The 11,933-nt window shown below is 41.9% G+C and carries 7 protein-coding genes; 3 read left to right on the plus strand and 4 right to left on the minus strand.

The genetic code is table 11. The features are described from left to right. Nucleotides 1–90: 90 nt before the first annotated feature. The 4 genes from AB9N12_RS04985 to AB9N12_RS05000 all read right to left on the minus strand — a co-directional run bounded on the left by AB9N12_RS04985 (nucleotide 91) and on the right by AB9N12_RS05000 (nucleotide 7,244). Nucleotides 91–423 (minus strand): hypothetical protein, encoded by a 333-nt coding sequence (locus tag AB9N12_RS04985; RefSeq protein ID WP_369890201.1) that lies wholly within the window; start codon nucleotides 421–423, stop codon nucleotides 91–93. 252 nt (nucleotides 424–675) lie between these two features. After that, complete coding sequence (locus tag AB9N12_RS04990; protein ID WP_369890203.1) at nucleotides 676–2,280, minus strand: RagB/SusD family nutrient uptake outer membrane protein; 1,605 nt, start codon at nucleotides 2,278–2,280, stop codon at nucleotides 676–678. An 18-nt stretch (nucleotides 2,281–2,298) separates the two neighbouring features. Then, nucleotides 2,299–5,295, minus strand: coding sequence for a SusC/RagA family TonB-linked outer membrane protein (locus tag AB9N12_RS04995; RefSeq protein WP_369890205.1), 2,997 nt, complete (start codon nucleotides 5,293–5,295; stop codon nucleotides 2,299–2,301). A gap of 404 nt (nucleotides 5,296–5,699) precedes the next feature. After that, complete coding sequence (locus AB9N12_RS05000; RefSeq protein ID WP_369890207.1) at nucleotides 5,700–7,244, minus strand: thiol-activated cytolysin family protein; 1,545 nt, start codon at nucleotides 7,242–7,244, stop codon at nucleotides 5,700–5,702. A gap of 1,252 nt (nucleotides 7,245–8,496) precedes the next feature. Between AB9N12_RS05000 and AB9N12_RS05005 the strand changes: the two genes are divergently transcribed. The 3 genes from AB9N12_RS05005 to AB9N12_RS05015 all read left to right on the plus strand — a co-directional run bounded on the left by AB9N12_RS05005 (nucleotide 8,497) and on the right by AB9N12_RS05015 (nucleotide 11,669). Further along, nucleotides 8,497–9,648: an IS4 family transposase gene (locus AB9N12_RS05005; protein WP_369888970.1), complete on the plus strand. Its 1,152-nt coding sequence runs from the start codon at nucleotides 8,497–8,499 to the stop codon at nucleotides 9,646–9,648. 131 nt (nucleotides 9,649–9,779) lie between these two features. After that, the gene (locus AB9N12_RS05010) at nucleotides 9,780–11,039 is read left to right on the plus strand and encodes a UvrD-helicase domain-containing protein (RefSeq protein WP_369890209.1); all 1,260 of its coding nucleotides are present in this window, start codon (nucleotides 9,780–9,782) and stop codon (nucleotides 11,037–11,039) included. A gap of 30 nt (nucleotides 11,040–11,069) precedes the next feature. Then, entirely contained in the window at nucleotides 11,070–11,669 is a 600-nt protein-coding gene (locus tag AB9N12_RS05015; protein WP_369890211.1) for a hypothetical protein, read from the plus strand. The last annotated feature ends 264 nt before the right edge of the window (nucleotides 11,670–11,933 follow it).

The raw sequence follows: 11,933 nt of genomic DNA on the forward strand, positions 1-11,933 counted from the left end.
AATTATAAACGGATGATAACGGGTTAAGATAGGGGCATAAAAAGCCCTGGCATGCCATCACTGCGATGGTATGCGAACCCTTCAAGGGATTTATGACAGATGCATGGGAGGTGCACGGAGGAAATGCGGGAAAAGAGTGACGATGACATCTTTTTCCCCGGGGATAAGATAGTCGACAGCGTTTCCGGTCGGAACATAATCGTATTCCAAAGCCTCCGCCTCGATAAACGGGGAGAGGGTAAAGAGACAGATGGGACAATCTCCCGAAGAATCATGATGGGAGTGTCCCTGTTCGTCATAGGGTACATACGAATGTTCCTCGTGAACATGAAAGGCTTTCACGAGGAAAAAGGGCATCAATGTTAGCAACAACATGCATGCTATGACACCCCGCTGTCTTTGTCTTTTTTTCGTATGATCCATTAATCGGCAAAATTAGCACTTTAATTTATGACTCGCAATACCTACAAATGGTGATTTGTAAGGCGAATATCCTGAGGTCGTCTAACAGGTCTCAGTAATTAGAAGTCACCCCTGAAAAGCATATTCTGGCAGGGCTGAAATCGTTAAAATAGGACTTGTTAGACAGCCTCAGGACAAAACTGAAAATCAAAAGTAAACCGTCCGTCAGCCGAATATTCGGCAACGGCGGTTCACTCCGGTCTGAACAAACCCTTATCTCGTCAGATTCGGATTTCTCTGGGAGTCCATATCAGGATATGGAAGATACATCAGATTGTCATTCCATACTTTGTTCGTATATTCTACTGATTCCCTTACCTTAATCCCTTCGGCGACTTCAACATCCATATTCTTGGCTCTTTCCTCAAAGGTGTCTTTCAGCCTGTTCATTCGGAACTGATCTGCACGTCGTGTTACAAGGGCTACCCAATAGCCTGCCACTTCCCACCCATGTTCTTTATAAGCCGCTTCGGCAAGATCATCTGCTGAAAGTCCGTTCAGCGGTTCCAATCCGGCACGTTGGCGGACATCATTCAGACACTTGAATGCCAGCTCATCGGTTTGCCCGGTCCTGGCCTTAGCCTCCGCATACCACAACAAAACTTCCGAATAACGTATGATTCTATGCCGATGATCATTGCACAAGTTCTGGCTGGCCGGTAGTTTATAATCATATGGAGCATTGACATTCACTTTGGAAACAGGGTCCCAGTTGACAGAGAATATACTGAACATCGGGTGGCGTTCCGGAACGACAGGTGTACCGTCCTCTTTTAACTTCCACCAGTCAACCAAGGTTCCGTTTTTCAGGCGAATCTTGGGATCATAAGTCGCATCCTTTCTCGGACCGTCAGGAAACTCTTTCCAGAAACGAATTTCCCCCCAAGCGTCTCCCCAGCCACCTAACGATTCAAATTGGTTACAAGAAGTAAGCTCAGAATCCTGAGCCCAATCCACGAATGGTGAATAGTTTATGCCGAGCACCGTTTCATTATTATAGTTATTACTCATCGCATACACATTTTTATACTCTTCATCGAGTTCGTATTCGTATTCACCCTTGTTTACACCCTCAATGACCTCCTTCGCCTTTTCGGCCGCCTTTGCATAATATTCCGTTTTATTCATCGGCCAACCGGCCATAGCCATATACACTGCCGCCAAAGTAGATTTTACCGCCTGACGGGTTACGTATACATTCACTCCGTTCAGAAAGCGGGGGCTACCGCTGTATCTCGTAGGTAATACGGCCTCAGCTTCGGTCAGGTCCTGTACAATATAACCGTATACTTCCTCTACCGGGGTTAGGGGTTTGGTATAATCATCGTTGACATTGTCCAGATTCATCGGCAGCGGTCCCCAAAGTCGCACCAGAGTAAAATAAGCGTATGCTCTCCAGAATTTAGCCTGCCCGAGGGCGATATTTATCTCATCCTGAGTGGTCGGTGTTTTAGACGCTCCCAGTATGATCAAATTGGCTGCCTTTACAATGGCATAATGCATGTTCCACGCATCTTTCACTCCCTTGTTATTGTTAACAGCGGCAAACTTGTCCATTTCTGCTGCAGGCTGCTTGTTACTGCCAGGATTGGTCGTAATATCATCTCCCTGCCATTGGGGTAATTGCATATTTGTATATATCTGGGAAGCATTAACCTTCTGATAAAGTGCATATACACTCATGTTTAGCTCATCCTGAGTGGAGAAGAAGGTTTCCGGGGTGAGTTTGCCTCTGGGATCTTCTGTTAAAAAATCATTGCATGATATCAGTGAGAATGACAGAGCAACCACAGTACTTGCTATTGTTTTTATTTTCATAAGTTTTTCTTTTTAGATTTAAAAATTCATTCGGAGACCGAATGTGAATGTTCTCGGGGAGGGATAGGCACCCATGTCAATACCCGCGTCCACGTCTACGCTGCTGTTCGAGAAGGTACTGCCGGTTGGATCCATTCCCTTATACCCGCTTATTGTAAAAAGGTTCTGACAGCCGAAAGTAAGCCGTAAATCAGCGAATCCCGTTGTCTTTTTGGGGAAAGTGTATGAAAGACTGATATTCTCCAGACGAAGGAAATTTGCGTTCTCCAACCATTTGGTTGAAACCGGCTGTAGATTATTCCCACCTTTAGTCAGACTCGGATATATTGCCGAAGAACCTATCTTGTCAAATCCATTCAGATAAGCATCTGCTAGAGTTACGAAACGGGAATTCCCTTCGGCCGAAGCCATCGTGTACCTTACAAGATTCAAACGTTTGGCTCCAAAAGAACCGCTGAAGAACAGGTTCAGATCCCAGTTTTTATAAGACAGGGAGTTATTCCATCCCAAGGTGAAATCAGGATTAGCCTTTCCGATAACTTTCCGGTCGCCACCGTCTATTATACTATTGTTGTCTACGTCCTTGTAGGTATCATGTCCTTTTTCATCCAGACCGGTCCATTCATAGCCCCAAAAAGTACCAATAGCCTCACCCGGCTTGATAATGGTGGCATAATCAACCATACCGGCAGCCGGACTGGAGCCGTTGATGAAGTCATTCTCACCACCGGAAAGGCGTTCCACACGGTTCTTCAAATAAGTACCGTTCAAGGTGGAGGTCCATTGGAATCGGTCATTCTGAATTATCCGGGCGGTCACACTCAAATCGACACCACGATTACTGATCTCACCGTCATTCACCCAAAAAGAGTTACCGCCGACATATCCGGGAATACTTCTTTTAAGCAGCGCGTCAGTAGTGAGCTTGTAGAAATAGTCCACGCTGAAATTCAGTCTCCTGTCGAATAGGGAGAACTCCAGACCTAGGTCGAATTGTTTGGTCTTCTCCCACGTGAGATCAGGAGTCGCTATGTCATTTGCCCAATAACCGGTAAAATTACTGTTAGTCCCAAAATTGTATGCAGTAGCACTCATAAGGCCCATGGTTGCGTAGGGACTGATGGCCTGACTACCCACAATACCATAACTGGCGCGAAGTTTAATGTCCTGAATCGTGGAAATATCCTTCATGAAATCCTCATTGCTCAACGTCCAGGCTGCGGCAATGGAGGGGAAATATCCCCATTTTTTCTTGGCGAAGCGAGAAGAACCATCGGCACGGAAAGTGCCGGTAAGCATATAACGCTCCTTGTAATTGTACATGATACGGGCAACTCCCGACATCAGCGCCCATTGGCTGTAACTGTTGCTTCCATCACGGGAGGAGGCCATGCCTATATTCCACCAGCCCACACCTTCGGTCAGTAGATTGTTCCCCGTTATACCGATTGTTCTGGTTTCAGAAGAAGCCACCTCATATACAGCTGTGGCTGTCAGATGGTGGTCATTCCAAGAATCTGTATATGTCAGATTGTTGGAGCTTTGCAGCATCAGGCGGTAAGTGTCATTATTACCCATGCCACTCTTGGTTCCTACTCTTTTGGAACTGAAACTATAACTTTTCCCGTCATAATAGTCCACCCCATTGGTTGTGGTGAATGTCAGGCCTTTTATTATATTGAAGCGTAAATCCACACGCCCATTGAAAACGTTGGTCATTGTCTCTCCCGACTGCAATTTTAGGATGCCGACCGGGTTGGAGGCTATGGAATTATAAATATCAGTATTATAATTCCCATTCTCGGATCTCATCGTCATTGTCGGTGAATAGTTTAAAGCGATCCATATTGGATTATCCTTATTCGATGCGAAGGAACTGCCATGACGGATACCGTGAGAGGCATTGATGTCCGCCGTGATATGCAGCCAGTCGGCAAGCTGTGAGGAGAGATTCATCTTTGCTGAGTAACGCTCGTTCTTCGATTCAATGACCACCCCCTCCTGACTCATATAGTTGGCAGAAATATAATATTGCGTCTTCTCACTACCATTCGATACGGCCAATTTGTAATTCTGGGTAACCCCCGTGCGGAAGATCTCATCCTGCCAGTCGATACCGGCTGAGCCATTCTGGTAAGAACGCAATTCATCATCTGAAAAATCAATGCCCTTGACCTCCTTCAATGCCAGGGCGTAATCGTATGCCTCAAGGATATCGTATCTTTTGTATACATTGGAAATCCCCACTGATGCATCAAACATGATTTCACGCACACCGGCCTTGCCACTCTTAGTCGTGATCAGAACAACTCCATTCGATCCTCTGGAACCATATATGGCAGTAGAAGAAGCATCCTTGAGAACCTGCATCGAACGGATGTCCTCAGGATTGATACCATCCAAACCACTTTCCCGGACAATGCCATCTACCACATACAAAGGGTCGTTACTTTTGCTGATAGAGTTGGCACCGCGTACGCGGATTTTCACACTTCCTCCCGGAACACCGCTATTCTCAACATGGACGCCACTGACACGTCCCTGAAGGGCATCGGTAACCCGAGTTATCGGCTGGTCCTTGAAATTTTTGTTGTCTAGTACAGCCACCGATCCCGCCATATCTGCCTTTTTTACAGTACCATAACCAATTACAACCACTTCATCAAGTATTTCGGCATCTTCCTTTAATACTACATTCAAAGGACCTCCTGTCCAAGGAATTTCACGAGTCTGGTAGCCGACATAAGAGACAATAATGATATCGCCCTTTTTTACATTCTTCAGGGAAAAATCGCCGTCAAGTCCTGTGATACTGCCGTTCGTCGTCCCTTTGACGAGCACCGATGCACCGATAATGCTTTCACCATTGGCATCTTTGACAACTCCTTGACAAATATCACTCTGTTGTATTATTTCCTCCTTTAGAGAAGGATAATCATGGAACGCATGAGCCTGTATTCCACATAAAAGCGAAAGTGATAGAATTACCCTCGCTGTTTTTTGACGTGTATTCATAAATTATTTAGTTTGAATTAAAAAATTCGATAAAAAAGAATGTAAGTCGATAATAGTAAACGAGTTGTATATGGTAAATACAATATGCTTATTGAATGAGATTTACAGTCTATTACATTTTTTTTTGCAAAGTAAAAACATGATAAAAGATAATCTGTTATCATTTAGATTCTATTATTTGTCAATGTAGTCCAAATATTTGGGCTGCACAATGATATGATTGTACATGTCCGATACGCTCTCAGAACTCCTGTTTGATAATCGGAAAGGCAGACACCCATCTGGTGAAATATCATAAAAAAAGGGCGAGCATACCGAATTTTACTTGGTACCCTCGCCCATCTATTGAATAGTTACAAGAATTTAGAGAGCTGTCCACGCTATGCAGGTGGTACGAATCTGTTTTATTTGGTCAGCTTTAAGTTCTCTAACCCCAAATCAATGACAAAGTTTCCGGAACGATCACGCAGTTTCAACGGGTCTTTATCTTTGTCGAATATTTTGGCAACACCGGGTGTAGCCTTGTATTTTCTTGCCAGCATTTCAAACATCGGAAGTTCAAATATACATTTGCGACCGCTTACTCCGGAGTCGTCGAAAACAATAAAAATCTGTTCTTGACTTTTGTAGCTGGGGATGGTATACTTGGCTTCTCCATAATAGAAGAAGAATTCGTTTTTGTTTTCCTCATTAAGCCCCACCTGAATATATCCTCTACCTGTATCAACTTTCTTTCCGGACAGCGTCTTCAGGTTATCCGGAATCACCAGATCGAAACTCATCTGTGTAAACTCACCGGCATAAGGATCGTGCTTTGTGTATTTGGAGTAAATCACCGTCTTGAATGTTCTGTTCGTACCCAGTTCTTTGAGCTTGTAAGCAATCGGGGCACCCGGATTGGCTGCATCAAACTTCGCTCCCTCTTCCACAAACTTCTTCACATGCTCTAAGTCGATGGAAGCGATGGCGCCTAACTGCGAATTACCGCCAAGCACCCGGCCTCTGATGGTAGACTCCTTCAACAGATCGCTGTAAGCAGCCTCGGCATTCAGGCCCACTTTTCCGCTCAACACGGAAGCTTGCAGTTTTGCTTCGGCCTCTTTCTTCGTCATATTGGTTTCGATACCCAGCAACAGGATACGACCGTATTTTACAGAAGATACATACAGCGGCTTCTCATTGCCGAACTCTTTTTTATAATCAAACTCTTTCGCGAAGAAGCTGGCTGCATTTTGGGGTTCATCCACACTCAATTCATAAAACACCTGTTGTACCTTTACCAAAAAACGGTTTTTCTCTCTGTCGAAACTGAAACCGGCACTGGATTCTACCGTGTTGAATGCTCCTTTATAGTTGCCTCCCATGGCCAATTTCAGGTGGGCCTTGTCATGCACCTCCTCGATGGAGTAAGTCAGATTCGCTGCCGGGGGGTTGAACTCACGACCAAGCAGTTCATTGATACCTTTACGCACATTAGAGAGTGAAGGACTGGAAACAGTAACTGTCGGGTCTCCCTTTCCTTGCAGGTCTGTTGAGATCACAATCGGCTGTCGATCGGCAATAATGGATGTATAATCACCGTCGATTACACTTTGGGCCTGAAGCAATGCACCGGGATAGAACACACTTCGGTCGTCGGAAAACAAGAGTTGCTCTTCAAACTCTTTAGCCTGCTCATAAAACTCTTTGAGGGATGCTGTCGCTCTGGTCTCCGGTATGTTATGCGCAAAAGGCGTAGAAACCGCTCTGCTATTGGCTGCTCTCCGCTCGCTAAAAGGAGCCATTTGCTGCACAGAGGGCAATTGGCTGACATACATATTGATTTCTGTAGAGAAACTTCTGGCCTCACTTTTCCCCTCTTCCTCTACCGTCTCTTCTTTGCTGCAAGCATACACAGCAAGAGAAAATAATAACAGAAAACAACCTTTACTTAAAAAAACTTTCTTCATTTCATTTATTAATTTGATTATATAAAACGGCGGCAAACATAGTGGAATGAGTCTGATCTCACAAATCTGACAGCTCATTATTTTGTATAATATGTTTGTTTTTGGGTATATTTACATTTGTACGAACTAGCGAAAGAATGATTAAAATGTTTGTTTACAATAGATTCAAATCAGTTTAGCTAAGTAACTAATCAAAATCAAGCAGCATAATGGCTAATGTAATATTCAGTTGGTTTCTTATAGCCGCTAACGCCCTGTCCGTGGCATAAAAAGCGATTCCATAGGGCATACTCCTGTGGTTTGAGCCATTTCCTTTCATAATAGCCATGCGGAGTTTCTACAATGTTCAGATGAGGAGAATAGGGGAGGACGTAAAACAGAAAGAGTCCTCGTTTTCCCCAATAGGACGCATTCGCTTTATTTTCTCATTACGGTCTATATTTGCATTGTCAAGCACGATATATTCTATTGAGTTTAAACGAGAATCTGTCGAGAAAATCAACAACTTTCTCTGTATCGGCAGATTCGCTAGTGCAAAACCCGTGAAAATGGTTATTCCATTCCAACTCATGTAGAGAACAAGCTGTAAAAGATATGTAATCCTTATTGGTTTGAGCCTATCCAACTCATAGTAGAGAATAAAAAGAAACTTGTAAACTGCTTGATTTCGTGCAATTAACGCTTTATCTTTTTGTGGACCAGCCTGAACTTGAACCAGAAACCTCCAGATTATGAGAACGGCAAAGTGATATTCTACGATAGTCTATTATTACAATTCTTGCTGATTATCAATTATTTACGATAATAGTCGTTTCTAATGAAACTCACTAAATACCCCTAACTGAAACTGTTTGTTTACGCATTGTTTACGCAGAATCAAGGGGAATGAAGACTGTTATTAAGCCCATTTAACAAATGCAAAGTACCTACTCCTGTTTTGCATAAACCATCTGTCGCAAATAATTTAAGTTGTTGCGACAAAAATCAAGTTCTCTAACTTTAGAACCTCTTACTTACAAATCAGAAATGAAGTTGTCTGTTGGTGATATGGTCAATTATTTATTATAAAAAGCTCTTTTTTGACGTATTCTATCGCGGTTCTCATAATTTATTTGTATTTTTACATCGAAAGGATGTCTTTTATGGAAAAAATCAATATTGTCCTAAATAAATTGGGGGAACAAATAAAAAGGAAGTAGAACTAAGGTAAAATGACTACCTTAGTAGCAAGCTACCAACTCATCTACTTCCTATGGCAAATATAACACTTTTCGCACAGGTAATATCACATCTCCCGAAAGAAAATATCAGGAAAATCATAAAATCTTCGGGGTCAGACAAGCATTGTAAGGGCTACAATACATGGAGTCAGTTTGTTAGCATGATTTTCAGCCAATTCTCAGGATGTGATTCAGTCAGAGATATCTCAAACGGGCTGAAATCAGCCACCGGCAACCTCAATCATTTGGGAATCAACCGTGCACCATCCAAGTCAACGGTAGCATATCAGAACGCCAACCGAGACAGTTCGGTTTTTCGCGGCATATTCTACTCGTTGTTTCAGTATTTCGGACAGCAAGCCCTATGGCAACGAAGAAAGTTCCGTTTCAAGATGCCGATAAAACTGCTCGACTCCACATTGGTGTCATTGACTCTGTCAATATATGACTGGGCACATTACACTACCACCAAGGGGGCGGTCAAGATGCACACGCTATTGGACTATGACAGTCTTTTGCCGGAGTTCGTGAATATCACCGATGGCAAAACCACCGACAACAAAGCTGCTTTTGATATTGAGTTACATCCGTATAGTATTGTAGTAGCCGACCGAGGCTACTGTGACTACTCATTGCTGAATAATTGGGACAGCAGCAACGTGTTCTTTGTAGTGCGTCATAAAGACAATATCCGGTACAAAGCCATAGAGGAGTTGCCTTTGCCTGAAAAACACGCTCAGAATGTACTTATTGACGAAATAATCGAGTTCGAACTCTCGGCGGCCAAATCCAAATATCCCAAACGTTTACGTCGCATCGCAGTATGGAACGATGAACACGGTTTTGAAATTGAGTTACTCACAAACAACTTCACATTGGCAGCATCAAGCATAGCGGCTCTGTACAAGGCTCGGTGGAACATAGAAATCTTCTTTCGCAACCTCAAGCAACTGCTACGCATCAAGAGCTTTATCGGCACATCCCGCAATGCCGTAGAGACCCAAATATGGACTGCTATGACTACAATGCTGATTCTGACATGGCTAAAGCACATCGCAAGATACAAATGGGCATTGGCTAACCTTGTGGTCACGCTCCGGCTGAACACATTTACCAAAATCGACCTCCAAAAATGGCTTGATCAACCATTTACACCACCTCCCGAAACCATCGAAAACGATTAGGGGGGATTGATTTTGAACTCTCGAGGCTATACTTAACAGTATAGTCAGTTAGCTCATGCTCAAAATTTATTTAGGACAATATTGATGTCATCCATGTTTTTTCTAATATCTTAGATGTAACTGCTATCGATTTGGGAGTAGTCGCAAGGATGGTGGCATCTGCACACGGAAAACACTTCGTTCTATGTATTGGTCCACAAAATGGTGCTGCGTATAGAATTGAGAAGTTTTGTTCTGTTTTTGGAGAACAGAATTATTTCAGTCAGATAAATAGTGTACGTTATGCACGCACAAGGAGAACAGCACATCCCTATACATGCATGACAAGATGCTTTGAATACAATGGTGCAACAATTGACCTTAACAGATTAGCTTTGGTCGGTGAGAGCCATGAGGCAATATATAATGAATATGATTTACGATTACAGATACAGAATCATGTGCTATCATCTCAAAAAGCAAGAGTCGCATGGAGACTCGAAAATATTTTGTCTGTGGATGACATAATGTATATTGATGCAGTAGTAAATGAAGTGGCTGTAGACTTTATTATCGTTAGACCTAATAAGGGGATTCTTCTACTGAACGTGTTCGAGGAGAACCTTAATGAGTGTACATTATCAGAAGATAAAAAGGAAATAAATGTACATGGGCAACTATATCAATCTCCTATTGACTTTATAAACCTATGTCAATTGAGTATCAAGGATGGTATAGAAGAACTTTTGATGAGTACTATTGAAGATAATCGGAATTTTGGTCTTATCAAAAAGGCGATTGTGTTCCCAGAAAACTCTATTGACGAGATAAAAAATTTCTTTGAATATGAGAATAACTTCTTTAATTTCACCTTTATCTTCGGTAGGGAGATTATTGAAAATGGAGATATATCACAAAATTTGTATACTACCATAGGTTTCCTATACAACAACAATGCTTTTGACGATGTTGTAAGAAGGAAATTGGCTAGGATGATATCTCCATCCTGGCATTCTTATCAGGAAGGACGTATTGATATGCAACCTGTTGGCGCACAGAGGCGGCTATCGGAAAGCAGTATAACACAACAGAAAATAAGTGGCGTCGCTGGTTCTGGAAAAACTCAAGTACTTGCTTTTAGAGCAGTAAATGCCATGAAACGCACTGGAAGTGATGTCTTAGTATTGACCTATAACATTACATTAGCAAATTACCTGAAGTTTAGGCTTTCCGAGATTCGGGAGGATTTCTCTTGGGAAAAAATAGACGTATATCCTTATCATCAATTCTTTAGAATACGTGCTGCAGAATGTCAGTTACATGTTGAATTTGGCTCATATCAAAACGAAGCCTTCTTTGATAATTCCAAAAGTCATAAGAAATATTCTGCGATCTTCATTGACGAGGTTTAAGACTATACTACGGAATGGCTTCGCATCGTTATGCAAAATTTTCTCTTAGAGCCTAATGGTGAACTGGTAGTATTTGGAGATCCAAAACAAAATGTATATCAACGACCTTTAGATACAAATGGTGACATCCGGTTAGGTGTTATTGGAGGACAATGGAATCGGCAATTAACAACCAGCCGAAGATTTACTAATCCGCGCCTTGCTAATCTTGCCACAGCATTTCAAACACAATTTATGGCAAATTTACCTGTTGATAATATAGCTGCGGGAAATGCCATGTCAAATACATTCAATTTTCAAATTTTAACTTATATTGAACTGAGAAAAAATAATTCCTTTGAATCCATAATAACTAATATAATCAATATCATTTCCAATGACAATAACGAAGCAAGAGATTTTGTTGTACTTGCTTCGTCAACAAAATTGCTTCGCAATATTGACATCCTTTATCGACAAAGAACAAACGAACAAACAGAAATAACATTTATTTCAAACGAAACTCTTGAACGGTTAAAGCAAATACATCAGGTTCTGATGAAAAGGCTGCCAATTGGAAATTTAATAGGGATTTTGAAGCTCTTGAACGAACAAGAAAGTAATTGTTTACGACAGACAAACGTTGTTTGAAAATATCTACCATACAAAGTTTCAAGGGCTGGGAATCTCCTTCCGTTATAGTTATTCTAGAGAATGACCTTGTTTTACACAATACGACATTTCGTCCAATGTCACCACAAACGATATATACGGCGATAACACGTGCAAGGGAAAACATGTATATAATTAATATTGATAATGATACCTATCACAACTTCTTCTATAATCAAACATTATGAATAGTTTCACAACAATAGAAAAATACGCCATCATAAAAGTTCTTTCATACATTAT

This window comes from Bacteroides sp. AN502(2024), assembly GCF_041227145.1.
Taxonomy (GTDB): domain Bacteria; phylum Bacteroidota; class Bacteroidia; order Bacteroidales; family Bacteroidaceae; genus Bacteroides.

What these genes read in the sequence shown, in the direction of transcription:
- AB9N12_RS05005 (WP_369888970.1), top strand. Translation starts at nt 8,497, where the DNA reads ATGGCAAATATAACACTTTTCGCACAGGTAATATCACATCTCCCGAAA.
- AB9N12_RS04995 (WP_369890205.1), bottom strand. Translation starts at nt 5,295, where the DNA reads ATGAATACACGTCAAAAAACAGCGAGGGTAATTCTATCACTTTCGCTT.
- AB9N12_RS05015 (WP_369890211.1), top strand. Translation starts at nt 11,070, where the DNA reads ATGCAAAATTTTCTCTTAGAGCCTAATGGTGAACTGGTAGTATTTGGA.
- AB9N12_RS05000 (WP_369890207.1), bottom strand. Translation starts at nt 7,244, where the DNA reads ATGAAGAAAGTTTTTTTAAGTAAAGGTTGTTTTCTGTTATTATTTTCT.
- AB9N12_RS04985 (WP_369890201.1), bottom strand. Translation starts at nt 423, where the DNA reads ATGGATCATACGAAAAAAAGACAAAGACAGCGGGGTGTCATAGCATGC.
- AB9N12_RS04990 (WP_369890203.1), bottom strand. Translation starts at nt 2,280, where the DNA reads ATGAAAATAAAAACAATAGCAAGTACTGTGGTTGCTCTGTCATTCTCA.